Annotated in this window: 18 protein-coding genes and 2 tRNA genes; 12 read left to right on the top strand and 8 right to left on the bottom strand. The window is 69.5% G+C overall.

Translation table 11 applies throughout. From position 1 onward, the window contains the following. The first annotated feature begins 75 nt into the window (after positions 1–75). Complete coding sequence (locus CURTO8I2_RS07400) at positions 76–525, top strand: hypothetical protein (RefSeq protein WP_159679957.1); 450 nt, start codon at positions 76–78, stop codon at positions 523–525. Positions 526–528: 3 nt separating this feature from the next. Here the strand turns inward: CURTO8I2_RS07400 and CURTO8I2_RS07395 are convergent, their stop codons facing one another. From CURTO8I2_RS07395 to wrbA, 3 genes are all read right to left on the bottom strand, one after another. Next, on the bottom strand, positions 529–1017 hold the full coding sequence (locus tag CURTO8I2_RS07395) for an asparaginase domain-containing protein (RefSeq protein WP_159679955.1): 489 nt from the start codon (positions 1015–1017) through the stop codon (positions 529–531). 71 nt (positions 1018–1088) lie between these two features. After that, positions 1089–1445: a DUF2069 domain-containing protein gene (locus CURTO8I2_RS07390; RefSeq protein ID WP_201295488.1), complete on the bottom strand. Its 357-nt coding sequence runs from the start codon at positions 1443–1445 to the stop codon at positions 1089–1091. Then, positions 1442–2035 (bottom strand): NAD(P)H:quinone oxidoreductase, encoded by a 594-nt coding sequence (gene wrbA, locus CURTO8I2_RS07385; RefSeq protein ID WP_159679953.1) that lies wholly within the window; start codon positions 2033–2035, stop codon positions 1442–1444. Before wrbA ends, CURTO8I2_RS07390 begins: the two co-directional genes overlap by 4 nt. Before the next feature lie 234 nt (positions 2036–2269). On the opposite strand from wrbA, the gene CURTO8I2_RS07380 reads away from it, so the two are divergent. Further along, positions 2270–3544 (top strand): YihY family inner membrane protein, encoded by a 1275-nt coding sequence (locus tag CURTO8I2_RS07380; protein ID WP_159679951.1) that lies wholly within the window; start codon positions 2270–2272, stop codon positions 3542–3544. Next, entirely contained in the window at positions 3541–4116 is a 576-nt protein-coding gene (locus tag CURTO8I2_RS07375) for a TlpA disulfide reductase family protein (protein ID WP_159679949.1), read from the top strand. The genes CURTO8I2_RS07380 and CURTO8I2_RS07375 overlap by 4 nt, the downstream gene beginning before the upstream one ends. 12 nt (positions 4117–4128) lie before the next feature. Here the strand turns inward: CURTO8I2_RS07375 and ppk2 are convergent, their stop codons facing one another. From ppk2 to hemA, 5 genes are all read right to left on the bottom strand, one after another. Then, positions 4129–4905 (bottom strand): polyphosphate kinase 2, encoded by a 777-nt coding sequence (gene ppk2, locus CURTO8I2_RS07370; RefSeq protein WP_159679947.1) that lies wholly within the window; start codon positions 4903–4905, stop codon positions 4129–4131. A 22-nt stretch (positions 4906–4927) separates the two neighbouring features. Further along, entirely contained in the window at positions 4928–5269 is a 342-nt protein-coding gene (locus CURTO8I2_RS07365) for a helix-turn-helix transcriptional regulator (RefSeq protein WP_159679945.1), read from the bottom strand. After that, complete coding sequence (gene moaB, locus CURTO8I2_RS07360) at positions 5269–5790, bottom strand: molybdenum cofactor biosynthesis protein B (RefSeq protein WP_159679943.1); 522 nt, start codon at positions 5788–5790, stop codon at positions 5269–5271. Before moaB ends, CURTO8I2_RS07365 begins: the two co-directional genes overlap by 1 nt. 75 nt (positions 5791–5865) lie before the next feature. After that, positions 5866–6948: a peptide chain release factor 1 gene (prfA, locus tag CURTO8I2_RS07355; protein WP_159679941.1), complete on the bottom strand. Its 1083-nt coding sequence runs from the start codon at positions 6946–6948 to the stop codon at positions 5866–5868. Then, positions 6926–8224, bottom strand: coding sequence for a glutamyl-tRNA reductase (hemA, locus tag CURTO8I2_RS07350; RefSeq protein ID WP_159679939.1), 1299 nt, complete (start codon positions 8222–8224; stop codon positions 6926–6928). The genes prfA and hemA overlap by 23 nt, the downstream gene beginning before the upstream one ends. Before the next feature lie 92 nt (positions 8225–8316). On the opposite strand from hemA, the gene CURTO8I2_RS07345 reads away from it, so the two are divergent. The 9 genes from CURTO8I2_RS07345 (at position 8317) to CURTO8I2_RS07305 (ending at position 15613) form a co-directional block, all read left to right on the top strand. Beyond that, a complete protein-coding gene (locus CURTO8I2_RS07345; protein ID WP_159679937.1) occupies positions 8317–10014 on the top strand; it encodes a tetratricopeptide repeat protein in 1698 nt (565 codons plus the stop codon). Then, positions 10011–10688, top strand: coding sequence for a lipoprotein insertase outer membrane protein LolB (lolB, locus tag CURTO8I2_RS07340; protein WP_159679935.1), 678 nt, complete (start codon positions 10011–10013; stop codon positions 10686–10688). The genes CURTO8I2_RS07345 and lolB overlap by 4 nt, the downstream gene beginning before the upstream one ends. After that, entirely contained in the window at positions 10685–11557 is an 873-nt protein-coding gene (ispE, locus tag CURTO8I2_RS07335) for a 4-(cytidine 5'-diphospho)-2-C-methyl-D-erythritol kinase (RefSeq protein WP_159679933.1), read from the top strand. Before lolB ends, ispE begins: the two co-directional genes overlap by 4 nt. A gap of 69 nt (positions 11558–11626) precedes the next feature. Further along, positions 11627–11699, top strand: a tRNA-Gln gene (locus CURTO8I2_RS07330). Positions 11700–11767: 68 nt separating this feature from the next. Beyond that, positions 11768–12727, top strand: a complete 960-nt coding sequence (locus CURTO8I2_RS07325; RefSeq protein WP_159679931.1) for a ribose-phosphate diphosphokinase — start codon at positions 11768–11770, stop codon at positions 12725–12727. Between the two features lie 83 nt (positions 12728–12810). Continuing rightward, the gene (locus CURTO8I2_RS07320) at positions 12811–13467 is read left to right on the top strand and encodes a 50S ribosomal protein L25/general stress protein Ctc (RefSeq protein ID WP_159679929.1); all 657 of its coding nucleotides are present in this window, start codon (positions 12811–12813) and stop codon (positions 13465–13467) included. 45 nt (positions 13468–13512) lie between these two features. After that, positions 13513–14094, top strand: coding sequence for an aminoacyl-tRNA hydrolase (gene pth / locus CURTO8I2_RS07315; RefSeq protein WP_159679927.1), 582 nt, complete (start codon positions 13513–13515; stop codon positions 14092–14094). Between the two features lie 88 nt (positions 14095–14182). Further along, positions 14183–15274, top strand: a complete 1092-nt coding sequence (ychF, locus tag CURTO8I2_RS07310) for a redox-regulated ATPase YchF (protein ID WP_159679925.1) — start codon at positions 14183–14185, stop codon at positions 15272–15274. Positions 15275–15527: 253 nt separating this feature from the next. Then, a tRNA-Tyr gene (locus tag CURTO8I2_RS07305) sits at positions 15528–15613 on the top strand. The last annotated feature ends 38 nt before the right edge of the window (positions 15614–15651 follow it).

The following is a 15651-nucleotide window of genomic DNA, read 5'->3' as shown; positions in this document are numbered from 1 at the left end:
TGTTCACCCCGGGTACGCCCGGGGTGACGGCATCATGCGGTGTCGCACGCACGCGCGTGCTCCGCGGAGACCGTCATGCCTCGATGCCATCCTGAAATCGCGCGGCGCTTCGGCGCCGCGTTTTTCGTCACGGGCCTGCTGCTGTCGGGCTGCGTGATGGGCGGCGATCCGCCCGCCACCCCGTCCAGCGAGGTCAGTGCCATGCAGCAGCGTTTCATCGTCCGCTACGTACCCGGCAGCGCGCCGGAACGGGATCCGACGCTGGTCGCCGATCGCATCGCCGGAAGCGCGCGCGGCGCGGGTCTCATGGATGCCAAGGGCATGCCCCGCAAGGTGACCTGGCTGCGCCGGCTCGCCGTCGGCGCCGATGTCGTGTCGATCGAGCCCACGCTCGATGCCGCCCAGGCCCGGCGCCTGCTCGATGCGCTCGATGCCGATCCCGACGTCGAGTACGCGGAACCCGACTCTCGCATGACCATCGGTCCCGGCACCGACATGCCGATGCGCGGGCCCACGGTCGACTGAGCGTCAGCCCAAGGGCTCGAAGCGGTTGGCTTCGACGTTCTTGCGGACCTTGAGCGGGTCCCAGATGCGGCCGTTCATCGCCACGTAGACACCGGGAGGCTTCGACTGCACGGCGCCGACGGCGGTACCGATGTTGAATTCCGCATCGGAACCGCGGAACCGCGCCGGGCTCAGCGCACCGGTCAGGATGATGGTCTTGCCTGCGATCGACGACAGCACCTTGGCGGTCTCCACCATCGAATCCGTGCCGTGCGTGAGCAGCACGTGCTTCGCGGGCTGCGCGGCGATGGTCGCGCGGATCAGCTCGCGGTCCTCGTCGTTGATGTGCAGCGAGTCCTTGCGGATGATCGGAATCACCCGGAAGCGGAACGCGACGCCCAGTTCCTCGAGCATGCGCCCGATCTGCGGATCGCCCACCTGGAAGTCCGACTTGTCGTCGAAGTAGATCTTGTCGATCGTGCCACCGGTGGTGACGATCAGCAGCTCGTCCATCGTGATGCGGTCCTGGCGGTGAAGCGGGCCGCCCATGATACCGGCGGCGACGGCCTGCGCGTCCTGGACGTTCAGGCCGCGGGCGAGCGGCGCTTCGAGAAGCGCGCGCGCATGCCGGGCAGGCTGGCGGAAAACACGACCGCCAGCGACAGCGCGATCCCGGCCCACGGCCACAGGCCGAGTTCCGGGTGCGACCAGGCATACATCACGCCATGCGAGAACCAGAATAGCGCCGCGATGCCCGACCACAACGGCGCGCTGGGCCGGCGCAGCAGCACGCCGGCCAGCAGCAGCAGCGGCGGCAGCACGAAGACCAGCAGGGCCGCGCCGAAATGTGCGTCGTCGCGGTACCAGCCGGCATACAGCGCCGCGATCAGCACCAGCGAGGTCGCCAGCACGCGCGTGGAGGGCGGCCGCAGGTTGCTCATGCGCCGAGCTTCGCGGCGAGCGTGGCGATGCGCCGGCCGAGCGCACGCGCCAGCACGGCCTCGTCTTCGGTCGGCTGCGGGTCGTCCTGCTGGCCGGCGACGTGGCTGGCGCCGTAGGGCGTGCCACCGCCGCGCGTGGTCGTCAGCGCCGGCTCGGTGTACGGGATGCCGGCGATCACGCAGCCGTGGTGCAACAGCGGCACCAGCATCGTCAGCAGCGTCGCCTCCTGGCCGCCGTGCTGGGTGGCGGTCGAGGTGAACACACCGGCTGGCTTGCCGACCAGCGTGCCGCTGGCCCATTCGGCGCCGAGTCCATCGAGGAAATGTTTCAGCGGCGCGGCCATGTTGCCGAACCGCGTCGGGCTGCCGAGCAGCAGGCCGGCGCACTCGGCCAGGTCCACGCGCTCGACGTAGGGCGCGCCGTCCTCGGGCACCGGTGGCGCCGCCTGCTGGGTGATCGACGCAACCGGCGGCACGGTGCGCAGCCGCGCCTGCATGCCCTCGACTTCGCCGACGCCGCGCGCGATCTGTTTTGCGAGGCGGGCCACGGACCCGTTGCGGCTGTAGTAGAGGACGAGGATGTCGGGCATGGAAACGCCTGTGTGCGAAAACGGGGAGCAGGCGCGTCGACCCGTGTCGCGTCGAGGCCGCGGAGCCGCGGTGCGCCATGCGTCCGCATTCTCGCGCAGTGGGACGCGCATGTGGGAATCGGGACGTCGCGGCGCTCTCGACACCGTCCGGCTGCGCCGCGATGTCGGGCACGAGCCGGCGCACCCGCGTGCAGCCCGCGCATCCGCACGCAAGCGCTTTGCTACGCTGCGCCGATGGAGCCACTCGCCACTGTCAACCGCTGGACCGAACGGATGGTCGATCGCGCACGCGCGTTGAGTTTCGCGCGCTTCCTGTGGCGACGCTTTCTCGACGATCGCCTGTTCGAAGCCGCCGGCGCACTCGCCTTCACCACCGTGTTCGCGCTGGTGCCGCTGTCGATGGTGGTGTTCGGCGTGCTGTCGGTCTTTCCGGCGTTCGGCCAGTGGCGCGACCAGCTCAGCGACTACATCTTCTCCAACTTCGTGCCCGACTCGGCGCGCGCGGTGGAGTCGGTGCTGCTGCAGCTCTCGGCCAACACCGGGCAGCTGACGACGATCGGCGTGATCGCGCTGGTGATCTCGGTGCTGGTCACGCTGCTCAGCGTGGAAACCACGTTCAACCGGATCTGGCGGGTGAAGTCGGCGCGGCCGACATTCGGGCGCTTCCTCGTCTACTGGACCGTGCTGACGCTCGGCGCGCTGGTCGCGACCGCGAGCCTGGCGGTGTCGGCGCGGTTCTTCGCGCTGGAGATCTTCAGCACCGATTCGGGACGCCTGCTGCGCGGCCTGATGCTGTGGGCGGCGCCGATGCTGATCGAGCTCGCCGCGTTCACGACCATCTTCCGCGTCGTGCCGCATCGCACCGTGCAATGGCGGCACGCGCTGGCGGGCGCGGCGCTCGCGGTGATGCTGTCGGAAATCGTGAAGTGGGCGATCGGCCTGTATCTGGGCAGCTTCGACGCCTACGAGAAGATCTACGGCCAGATCGCGTTCCTGCCGATCTTCCTGCTCTGGGTGTATCTGAGCTGGGTCGCGATCCTGCTCGGCGCCTCGTTCGCCTCGTCGATCTCGGCGTTCCGCTACCAGCCCGCGCACATGCGCCTGCCCGGCGGCTTCGAACTCTACGGCCTGCTGCGCCTGCTGGGCCGCTTCTCGGCCGCGCGCGTGCAGGGGCGGGGACTGCACAGCGACGAGATCCAGGCGCTGGAGCCGATGCTCACCGATACGCTCGTCCAGCAGATGCTCGCGCAGCTCGAGGAGATCGCGCTGGTGCGCCGTGCCGAATCCGGCGAGTGGCTGCTGGGGCGCGATCTCGACACGCTGACCGTCGGCGAACTCTACGAAGCCTGCGACCTGCGCATCCCGGTCGCCGAAGCCCATCTGCCGTGCCGCGACGATGCCCTCGGGATCGCCGCGTCCGCGGCGCTCGACGACCTGCGCATTCCGCTGCGCGACCTGCTCAAGCGGCGGGTCGGCAGCCTCTACGACTCCCCGGAGATTTCCGCATGAACCGCCTCGCCGCCTGCATCGCCCTCGCCATCCTGCTCGCCGCCTGCAAACCCGACGCCCAGACGCCGGCCGACGGTGCGGCGCCCGCGGCCGCCGCGCCGGCAGACGGACAGGCCACGACGGCGTCCGCGCCCGCGCAGGCCGCCTCGAAAGCGCATCCTGCGCTGCAGGTCGACACCATCGAAGGTGGGCGCTTCAATCTCGCCGAACATCGCGGCCAGTGGGTCGTGGTGAACTTTTGGGCGACCTGGTGCGCGCCGTGCCTGAAGGAAATGCCGGAGCTCTCGGCGCTCGATGCGATGCGCGAGCACGTCCAGGTGATCGGGCTGGCCTACGAGGAGATCGAGCCCGACGACATGCGCGCGTTCCTGCAGAAGCATCCGGTGGTGTACCCGATCGCGATCGTCGACACCTTCGATCCGCCCGCCGATTTCGACACGCCGCCGGGCCTGCCGATGACCTATCTCATCGGTCCCGAGGGCCAGGTGGTGGAAAAGATCCTCGGTCCGGTCACTGCCGAAAGCCTCGAAACCATGATCGCGGCCGCGGGCGGTCCGGCCGTCGAGGCCTGAGAGCGACCGCGCTCAGGGCTCGAACGGCGTGATCGGCTGCAGCACGTCGTAGCGTTCCTGCCGCGGTTTGCGCTTGAGCGCGGGGAAGCGCAGCGCCGGGGCATCGACATGGCTGTCGGGCAGCCGGTCGAGCAGGTCGCGGATCAGGGTCAGGCGTCCGCGGCGCTGGTCGTTGAAGTCCACCAGCGTCCACGGCGCATGCGCGGTATGGGTCTCGCGCAGCATCACGTCGCGCGCCCGGGTGTAGTCGTCGTAGCGCGATCGCGCGGCCACATCGACCGGCGAAAGCTTCCAGCGCTTGAGCGGGTCGTGCAGGCGCTCGGCGAACCGCGCCTCCTGCTGCGCCTGGTCGCAGCCCAGCCAGTACTTGAACAGCAGGATGCCGTCGTCGACCAGTTGCCGTTCGAAGCCGGGCGTCTGGTCGAGGAAGGCGTCGACCTGCGCAGGTGTCGCATAGCCCATCACCGATTCGACGCCGGCGCGGTTGTACCAGCTGCGATCGAACAGGGCGATTTCGCCGGCCGACGGCAGCTGGGTGACATACCGCTGGAAGTACCACTGGCCGGCTTCGCGATCGCTGGGTTTGGGCAGCGCCACCACATGGCACTGGCGCGGGTTGAGATGCTCGGCGATCGCCTGGATCGCGCCGCCCTTGCCGGCCGTGTCGCGGCCCTCGAACAGCACGAGCAACCGGCGGCCGCTGTGCTGCAGCCAGCGTGCGACTGCGGCGAGTTCGATCTGCATGGGTGCGAGAGCGGCTTCGTACGCCTTGCGCTTGAGCGGTTGCATCACGGACTCCTGAGAGGGATGGCTAGTCGCGCGACCTGCGCGGCGGCGCCTGCGCCATGGTGCGCGCGACCTCCAGCAGCGCGCCCTGCTGCCGGGTGTTGAGCGCGCGATAGGCGGCGAGCAGGTCGTGCTCACCCTTGGTGCGCGCCGGATCCAGCGTGCTCGCGAGGGTGGCGAGCAGTGCGCCGGCGGGCACCCCGAACGCTTTCGCCAGCGCATCGAGCTGGTCCTGTCCCGGCGTCTTCTCGCCGCGCAGCCAGGCCGAAACCGTGGCCGCGCCGGCGCGTGGAATCGCCGCGGCCAGTTCGCCGACACTCAGGCCGCTTGCCTTGACGAGCAACCGCAGGGTCTGGTCGAGGGCCATCAGGCTTCTTTGAGGCGCGGACGGATCGTCGCGAGGTTGCAGGGCTTCGTGCGCGCATCCAGCTGGTGGCGGACGATCTGCTCCCACGCCGTGCGGCAGGCCGAGGTCGAGCCGGGCAGGGCGAACACGAAGGTCGCATTGGCGAGGCCGGCGAACGCGCGCGACTGCAGCGAGGACGTGCCGATCTCATCGAAGGAAATCGCGCGGAACAGTTCGCCGAAGCCCGGCATCTCCTTGTCGAGCAGCGGCAGCAGGGCCTCGGGCGTCGAGTCGCGGCCGGTGAAACCGGTGCCGCCGGTCACGAGGACGCCGTCGACGGTGGCATCGGCGATCCACTTCGACACCAGGGCGCGCATCGCATAGCGGTCGTCAGGCAGCAGGGCGCGTTCGGCCACTGCGTGGCCCGCGGCGGTCAACGACTCGACGAGGTAGTCGCCCGAACTGTCGGTGTCGAGAGTGCGGCTGTCGGACACCGTCAGCACGCAGATCTGCAAGGGGATGAAATCGGATTGGCTGCTCATGCGGCGAGGGTACCGCAGCACATGGGACGGAGACATCGTGAGCCGGTGGCGATGCGCGCCTTCCGGCGCGGTCACTCACTGCGCGGTCATGCGCGCCAGTTCGTCGGCCTGGTGTTCCTGCGACAGCCGCGCGATCAGGCCGTCGAGATTGCCCTCGAGCACGTTCGGCAGGTCGTACAGGGTGAGGCCTTCGATGCGGTGATCGGTGATCCGGCCCTGCGGATAGTTGTAGGTGCGGATGCGCTGGCTGCGATCGCCGCTGCCGACCTGCAGCTTGCGGACCTCGGCGGTCGCGGCCGCGCGGCGCTCGGCTTCGGCGTCGGCCAGCATCGCGCGCAGGCGCTTCATCGCCTTGTCGCGATTGGCGTGCTGGCTGCGCTCGGTCTGCGACTCGACGACGACGCCGGTCGGCATGTGGGTGATGCGGATCGCGGAGTCGGTCTTGTTGACGTGCTGGCCGCCGGCACCTGACGAGCGGAAGGTATCGACCTTGAGATCGGCGGGATTCAGCTCGATCGGTTCGCCCGCATCCTCGATCGGGATGATCGCGACGGTCGCGGCCGAGGTGTGGATGCGCCCCTGCGACTCGGTCTCCGGCACCCGCTGCACGCGATGCGTCCCGGATTCGAACTTGAGCCGCGCGTACGCGCCGCTGCCGTCGACCGCGGCGATGACCTCGCGGAAGCCGCCGTGCTCACCGGTGCTGGCCGATTCCACCTCGACACGCCAGCCCTGGCGTTCGGCGTAGCGCTGGTACATGCGGAACAGGTCGCCGGCGAAGATCGCCGCCTCGTCGCCACCGGTGCCGGCGCGGATCTCGAGATAGAAACCGCCGTCGTCGCGCGCGTCGCGCGGCACCAGCAGTGCGAGCAGGTCGGCCTCCAGTGCTTCGAGGCGCGCATCGGCGGCGGCGATCTCCTCCTCGGCCATCTCGCGCATGTCGGTGTCGTCGAGCAGGCTGCGCGCGGCGTCACGATCGTCGAGGGCGCGGCGCTCGTCGGCCAGCGCATTCGACAGCGGCTCGAGCTGGGCGAACTCGCGCGACAGGGCGCGGAAACGCGCCTGGTCGGCGACGGTCGTGGGATCGGACAGCAGGCGTTCGAGTTCTTCGCGGCGTTCGGCCAGCGCTTCGAGCTTACGGCGCAGGGTCGGCAGCATCGGGTGTCCGGGGCTCGGGTTCGGGCGGCAGCAGCGCATCCAGGCTGTCGGCCAGGGTGTCGTCGCCGCGCAGCGCGGCGTCGCGCAGGGCGGTGGTCGGCAGATGCAGCAGCCGGTTGGTCAGGGTGTGGGCCAGCAGTTCCAGTACCGCATCAGGGGATTGCCCGGCTGCGAGCTGCTGGCGGGCGCGGGCGAGCGCTTCGCCGCGCACCGCATCGCCGTGCGCGCGCAGACGCTTCACCGGCGCCAGGCGTCCGCGCGCGGCATTGGACTCGCTGAAACGGGTGACCTGCAGATCGATGATCGCATCGGCATCGGCCGCGGCCTCGCGGCGCCCGCGGCGGTTGTCGTCAAGCGTGCGTTCGAGATCGTCGACGGTGTAGAGGAAGACGTCGCGCAGGTCGGCTACGTCGGGCGCGATGTCGCGCGGCACGGCCAGGTCCATCAACAGCATCGGCCGGTGCTTGCGCGCGCTCAACGCCGCGGCGACCTGCGCGCGGCCGATGATCGGCGTGCGGCTGGCGGTCGCCGACAGCACGATGTCGGCCAGGAACAGATGCCGGTCGAGTTCGTCGAGCGGCAGCGCGATGCCGCCGTGGCGCGCGGCCAGTTCCTGCGCGTGCGCGTAGGTGCGGTTGGCGATCAGCAGGCGCTTGACGTTGGCCTGCGCGAGATGCCGCGCGGCCAGTTCGATGGTCTCGCCGGCGCCGATCAGCAGCACCGCCGAATCCGACGGTCGCGCGAAGGAGTCCTGCGCCAGGCGCACGGCCAGCGACGCGACCGATACCGGGCTGTTGCCGATGCGGGTCTCGCTGCGCGCCCGCTTGGCGGTGACGAACGCGTGCTGGAAGACGCGGTCCAGATCGCTGCCGAGCGTGCCGGCGGCGCGCGCGCTGGCCCAGGCCTGCTTCACCTGGCCGAGGATCTGGGGTTCACCCAGCACCAGCGAGTCGAGGCCGGTCGCCACGCGGAACAGATGCCGGGCCGCTTCGGCGTCGCGATGCTGGTACAGGTAGGCCTGCAGCGAGCCGCCGGCCAGGGATGCGTCATCGCCCGGGTGGGTCGCCAGCCAGTGCGCCAGCGCGCTGCCGTCGTCGTCGCAGATGGCGTAGAGCTCGGTCCGGTTGCAGGTCGACAGCAGCGCGACTTCGCGCACCGGGGACAACGCACGCAGCTGCGCCAGCGCCGCGTCGAGCGCGTCGCCGGCGAACGCCACCCGTTCGCGCAGGGCGACGGGCGCGGTCTGGTGGTTGATGCCGAGTGCGTAAAGGCTCATGGGCTGGCGGGCCTGTCGGAGGGGCGATTCCGTTCAGGCGCTTGCGATAAGCTGCGGACGAAGGCGCCCATTTTACGGCCCGGTTGCCCCAGATGCCCGTTTTCTCTCCGCTCCGGACCGCGCGGCTGCGCGCGGCCCTGCTGGTCCCCCTGCTCGGACTGGCCTGCACGGCCCACGCCCAACGCGGCGATCTCGATCGCGCCGACACCCTGCACCAGGATCTGCTGGGCGCGACCCTCGCCGGCGAGTTCGCGGTGCAGGCGGGCCGTCTGGACGAAGCCGCGAACTGGTATCTCGATGCCGCCCGCCAGTCCGGCGACGACGCGGGCCTGGCCGAACGGGCCACCCGCATCGCCCTGCTGGCCGGCGACGACCGCCGCGCCGCGCAGGCGCTGGATCTGTGGCGCCGCAATGCGCCGGATTCGCTGCCGATGCGCGCCGCGGAAGCCACGCTGTCCCTGCGTGCAGGGCGTGACCGCGTGGCCCGTCGCCAGCTGGAGGCGATGTTGCGCAGCGACGATCCGGCCGGCTGGCGGCATGCGTTCACCGTGCTGGGCGGCGGTGCCCGCGACCAGGCCCAGGCGGCGCGCCTGCTCGGCCAGCTCGTCGATAGCGGTGCGATTCCCGATGCGCTGCAGGCCTGGATGGCGTTCGGCGGCCTCGCCCAGCGGCTCGACCGCACGGATCTGACCGAACGCATCCTCGAGAACATCGTCGCGCGCTTCCCCGGCGAGCCGCGGGTCGCGCTGCTGCGCGCAAGCCAGTTGCGCGAATCCGGACGCCCCGACGAGGCGCGGCAGGCGCTGGCGGCCCTCGGGGACGCGGCCCTGATCGGCCCCGATCTGCGGCTGGGCATCGCCGGCGAGTACGAGGCCCTGGGCGACCTCGCCGACGCCGAGCGCACGCTCTCGATGGGGCCGCAGGACGGCCGCACCTACGTATTGCGTGCCTCGCTGATGGCCCGCGCCGAGAACAAGACCGCGCTTGCGGCGCTCTACGAAGAGGTCAAGGCCGTCGCGCTGACGCCCAACCCGGCGCAGCGCCTGCTGCTGGGGCAAATGGCCGAATACCTGGAGCAGTACGACGAGGCGCTGGAGTGGTACCAGACCGTTCCGGGCGGCCCCGAACGCGCCCAGGCGCGGCTGCGCGGCGCGCGCGTGCTGCACGAGCTGGGTCGCCTGGACGAGGCCTGGGCGCGATTGCGCGAGCTGCAGTCCGACGGCGCCGCCGACGAGGACATGCGCCGCAACGCCTATCTGCTGGAAGCCGAGCTGCGGCAGTCGGGCGACGATCCGGCCGAACTCGAGGTCTACAACCGTGGCCTGGCCGCGATGCCGGACGATCCGGCGGTGCTCTACGCGCGCGCCCTGATGTGGGAGCGCCGCGACGACATTCCGCGCGCGGAGGCCGACCTGCGTCGGGTGCTGGTGGCCGATCCCGAGAACATCGCCGCGCTCAACGCGCTCGGCTACACGCTGGCCGATCGCACCACGCGTTACACCGAGGCGCTGGAGCTCATCGACCGGGCGCGCGTGGCCGAGCCCAACAACGCCGCGATCATCGACAGCTATGGTTGGGTGCTCTACCGCCTGGGCCGCAACGAGGACGCGCTGGTCGAATTGCGGCGGGCGTTTTCGATGATGCGCGATGCCGAAGTCGCGGCGCATATCGGTGAGGTGCTGTGGGCGCTGGGGCGCCAGGACGAGGCGCGCAAGTATTTCGACGAAGCGCGCGACATCGATCCCGAGAACCGCTCGCTGATCCGCGCGCTGGAGAAAACGGGCGCATGACGCGCCGCATTGCATGGGCCGCGATCGCGGCGCTCGGGCTGGCGGCCTGTACCAGCGTGCCGGTACGGCCGCCGTTGCAGACGGTCGAGCTGGGGCCGGCGGCGCTGGCCGAGGCGCAGGCGCGCCTCGTCGCGCGCGAGACTGCAGTGCGCGCATTGCCGCAACTTGCATTCAGTGGCCGCGTCGCGATGTCCAATGGACGCGACGGCGGCAGCGGCCGGATCGAATGGCGGCAGACCGGCAGCGCGTACCAGGTGACCCTGAGTGCACCGGTGACCCGGCAGAGCTGGCAACTGCAGGGCGGCCCGTCAGGGGCGCGCATCGAGGGGCTCGAAGGCGGGCCGCGCGAAGGCGCCGATGTCGGCGAGCTGCTGCGAGAGGCCACGGGATTCGAGATTCCGGTCGCCGCGATGGCGGCCTGGTCCGCAGGCGCGCGGGCCGATGTCACCGTCTCCGGGCCGGCCGACGTGGCATTCGATGCCGGCGGCCGCCTGGCGCGCGTCCAGCAGGACGGCTGGACCATCGACTACCTCGAATGGCAGCCCGATCCGGACCCGGGCGCCGCGCCCGCGCTGCCGACCCGGATCAATGCCCAGCGCGGTGACGCGCGCGTGCGCCTCGTGGTCGACAGCTGGGCGCCGGGCGAGGCCGCGGAACTCGCTCCGGCACCATGACCCCCGCGGATACCGCCGACGGCTGGTCGAGCTGGCCGGCGCCGGCCAAGCTGAACCTGTTCCTGCGCATTACCGGCCGCCGCGCGGACGGCTACCACGCGCTGCAGACCGTGTTCCGGATGCTCGACTGGGGCGATACGGTGCGGCTGCGGCTGCGCGACGACGGCATGGTCCGGCGGGTGGGCGCATCGGTACCCGGTCTCGCCGAAGCCGACGACCTCGTGGTGCGGGCAGCAAAATTGCTCCAAATGGACGCGAAGGTCGCCCAAGGTGTCGACATCGCCGTGGAAAAATCGATTCCGACCGGCGCGGGTCTGGGCGGCGGATCGTCCGACGCGGCAACCGTTCTGCGCGCGCTGGATCGCCTCTGGCGGCTGGATCTGGGCGAAGACCGGCTCGCCACGCTCGGCCTCTCGCTGGGCGCGGATGTCCCCGTGTTCGTGCGCGGTCACAACGCCTGGGCCGAAGGGGTGGGCGAGTCGCTGGTGCCCATCCGGTTGCCTCCGGCCTGGTATCTCCTCGCCGACCCCGGCGTGCACGTGAATACCGCAGGGCTGTTCCAGGCCCCTGAATTGACGCGAAATGCTGCACCCGCGACAATGGCGGACTTCGTTTCAGGTGCATCGCTCGGCAACGCGTTCGAGCCGGTCCTGCGTCGCCGCGAACCCGCCGTCGAGGCCGTGTTCGAGGTGTTGTCAGCGGTCGGCACACCGCGGCTGACCGGGACGGGCAGTGGCTGCTTCGTCGAATTCGCCACGCGCGAATCCGCCGAGGCCGCGCAGTCGCAGGTCGCGTCGCGGGTCTCCGCCCGCGTGGTCGGCGGCGCGGCGCGCTCGCCGTTGCTGGATGCGCTCGAGGCGGGAGGCTGAGGGCGGTGACTGGTGGGTGTCGATTCGGAGCGAATGCCCCGAGTCGACACCCGCGAATCACCGCTTTCTAGGGGCGTCGCCAAGTGGTTAAGGCACCGGGTTTTGATCCCGGCATTCGCAGGTTCGAATCCTGCCGCCCCTGATATCCGTACCGGTCCCGGTACGGCCACTCCTCCATCCGCTCGGTCAGAGCGACGCGGAACCGCAGACATGAAAGAAGAACGCAATCTCCTGATCTTCTCGGGCAACTCGAACCGCCCGCTGACCAAGGCCGTCTGCCGCGAACTCGGCGTGCGCCAGGGCAAGGCGCTGGTGTCGACGTTCTCCGACGGCGAGGTCCAGGTGGAGATCGAAGAGAACGTCCGTCGCCAAGACGTGTTCGTGATCCAGCCGACATGTGCGCCGTCGGCGGAGAACCTGATGGAACTGCTGGTGCTGATCGACGCGCTCAAGCGCGCATCGGTGTCCAGCGTGACCGCGGTCATTCCGTACTTCGGGTACTCGCGCCAGGATCGGCGCATGCGTTCGGCCCGCGTGCCGATCACCGCGAAGGTCGCCGCGAAGATGGTCACCGCCGCCGGTGCCGACCGCGTGCTGACGATCGATCTGCATGCCGACCAGATCCAGGGCTTCTTCGACATTCCGGTCGACAACGTCTACGCCTCGCCGCTGCTGCTGGCCGACATCTGGCGCGCCCACGGCACCGACAACATGGTCGTCGTCTCGCCCGACGTCGGCGGCGTGGTGCGCGCCCGCGCGATCGCCAAGCGTCTCGACGACGCGGACCTGGCGATCATCGACAAGCGGCGTCCGCGCGCCAACGTCTCCACGGTGATGAACATCATCGGCGACGTGCGCGGCAAGACCTGCGTGCTGGTCGACGACATCGTCGACACCGCCGGCACGCTGTGCGCCGCGGCCGCCGCGCTCAAGGTGCAGGGCGCCACGAAGGTGGTGGCCTACTGCACGCACGCGGTGCTCTCGGGCGCGGCGATCGACAACCTCAACAAATCGCAGCTCGACGAGATGGTTGTCACCGACACCATCCCGCTGTCGGAGGCCGCCCGCAACTGCGCGCGCATCCGCCAGCTCAGCGTCGCCGAGCTGCTGGCCGAGACGATCCGCCGGATCGCGTTCGGAGAATCGGTCAGTTCGCTCTACGTCGACTGACCTGCTGCAACGTCTCGTCTGGTCGCGGACGAGACGCTTCACCGCCGCGAGGCGGTTTCAATCCTGAAAAGTGAAGACTGAAAATGGCTACCACGCATGAAATCAAGGTGCAGCGCCGCGAAGACGAGGGGAAGGGTGCGAGCCGCCGCCTCCGTCTTGCCGGCAACGTGCCTGCCGTCGTCTACGGCGGCGACCTCAAGCCCGTCAGCATCGAGCTGAGCCACAACGACGTCTGGCTCGCCAGCCAGCACGAGTGGTTCTACGCGTCGATCCTCGACCTGAGCCTCAACGGCGACGTCCAGAAGGTGCTGCTGCGTGACATGCAGCGTCATCCGTTCAAGCAGCAGATCATGCACCTGGACTTCCAGCGCGTGAACGCGAACGAGACGATCCGCACCGCGGTGCCGCTGCACTTCCTCAACGAGGACACCTCGCCGGCCGGCAAGGCCGCCGACGTCGTGATCACGCACGAGCTCAACGAAGTCAACGTGACCTGCCTGCCGGGCGACCTGCCGGAATTCATCGAGATCGATCTCGGTGCGATGGTCGTCGGCGACATCGTCCACCTCTCGCAGCTCAAGCTGCCGAAGGGCGTCGAGATCCCCGAGCTGGCGCTGGGCGCGGACCACGACGTGGCCGTCGTCGTCGCCAAGCACGGCCGCGTCGAAGCGGAGCCGGAAGAGACCGACGAAGCGTCGGCCGATGTGCCGGCCACCAAGGCCGCGAAGGACGACGAGTAATCGTCGCGCGGGCGTGCCTCCGGGCGCGCCCGCGTTGCCGTCTCCATGGCAGGACTGCGACTGATCGTCGGGCTGGGCAATCCCGGACCCGAATACGCACGGACCCGGCACAACGCCGGGTTCCGTTTTGTCGACGCACTCGCCGCCAAGGCCGGGGCGTCGTTCCGGCTCGACAGCAAGCTGTTCGGCGAGACCGCGAAGGTCGACATCGCCGGCCAACCGGTCTGGCTGCTGAAGCCCGCCACCTTCATGAATCTCAGCGGCAAGTCGGTCACCGCCGCGCTGCGGTTCTGGAAATTCGAACCCGAACAGGCGCTGCTGGCGCACGACGAACTGGATCTCCCGCCGGGCTCGGCGCGGCTCAAGTTCGACGGTGGTCATGGCGGCCAGAACGGCTTGCGCGACACGATGCAGTTGCTCGGCCACGGAAAGTTCCACCGCCTGCGCATCGGCATCGGTCATCCGGGCAGCAAGGACAAGGTCACGCCCTGGGTGCTGGGGCGGGCGAACGCCGACGACGACATCCTGATCGGGCGCGCCATCGACGACGCGATCGACGTGTTGCCGCTCGCGATGGACGGCAATTTCATGGATGCGATGACGCGGCTGCACACGGCGAAGCCGTAATTGGCGATTGGTGATTGGTGATTCGGCGGCGCGGCCTGCGCGCGAATCACCAATCACGAATCCCGAATCACGGATCACGGACACAGCAATGGGCATCAAATGCGGCATCGTCGGTCTGCCGAACGTCGGCAAGTCGACCCTCTTCAATGCGCTGACCAAGGCGGGCATCGCCGCGGCCAATTTCCCGTTCTGCACCATCGAGCCGAACGTCGGCATCGTGCCGGTGCCGGATCTGCGCCTCAATGCGCTGGCGGCGATCGTCAAGCCGCAGAAGGTGCTGCCGACGGCGGTCGAGTTCGTCGACATCGCCGGCCTCGTCGCGGGCGCGGCCAGCGGCGAGGGCCTGGGCAACAAGTTCCTGTCGCACATCCGCGAGGTGGACGCGATCACCCACGTGGTGCGCTGCTTCGAGAATCCCGACGTCATCCACGTCAACAACAAGGTCGACCCGATCGCCGACATCGAGACCATCGATACCGAGCTGGCGCTGGCCGACCTGGATTCCGTCGAGCGCGCGCTGCAGCGCGCCGAGCGGTCGGCCAAGACCGGCGACAAGGACGCGAAGGTCCGCGCCGAGGTGCTGGGCCGGGTGCACAAGGGCCTGGCCGACGGCCAGCCGGTGCGTGCGTTGAAGCTGTCGGACGACGACCAGGCGGCGATCCGCGACCTGTTCCTGCTGACCAACAAGCCCGTGCTGTACATCGCCAACGTGCTCGAGGACGGGTTCGAGAACAATCCGCACCTCGATGCGGTGCGCGCGCGCGCGGTGGGCGAGGGCGCCGAGGTCGTGCCGGTGTCGGCGGCGATCGAGGAAGAGCTCTCGCAGCTCGAAGATGCCGACCGCGATGCGTTTCTGACTGACCTGGGGCTCGACGAGCCCGGCCTGAACCGCGTGATCCGCGCGGCCTACGGCCTGCTGACGCTGCAGACCTACTTCACCGCAGGCGTGAAGGAAGTGCGGGCGTGGACGGTGAAGATCGGGGCGACCGCGCCGCAGGCGGCTGCGGTGATCCATACCGATTTCGAGAAGGGCTTCATCCGCGCCGAAGTCGTCGGTTACGACGATTTCATCCGCTACAGCGGCGAGTCCGGCGCCAAGGAAGCCGGCAAGTGGCGCTTGGAAGGCAAGGAATACATCGTCAAGGACGGCGACGTCATGCATTTCCGCTTCAACGTCTGATCCGCGTCATCGATGCGGAGCCCTGCGACGGGCGCCTTCCGGGCGCCTGTCGTGTCTCCGGTGCGCTCCGATGTCCGCGAATTTCGCACGCGGCGATGGCGCCGCGGCGCAGGGGCGGTTAAGATGCGCGCCCGTCTGCACCGGTCGTCGGCCAGGCAGCGGGTCCGGTGAAATCCGACGCCTTCCGGCGTTGACAGAACCGGGAACTGGCCCCAAAATCGCGGGCTGTTTTCACCGGCAAGACGAAAGCGCCGGAGGGATACCCAAGCGGCCAACGGGGGCAGACTGTAAATCTGCTGGCTTACGCCTTCGGTGGTTCGAATCCACCTCCCTCCACCATCTTTCGGTTCGGTGGAAGCAAGTGCAGTGCGACAGGT

The sequence above is a fragment of the Luteimonas sp. 9C genome, from assembly GCF_902506295.1.
Taxonomy (GTDB): domain Bacteria; phylum Pseudomonadota; class Gammaproteobacteria; order Xanthomonadales; family Xanthomonadaceae; genus Luteimonas.
This window is presented reverse-complemented; position numbering and strand designations above follow the sequence as displayed.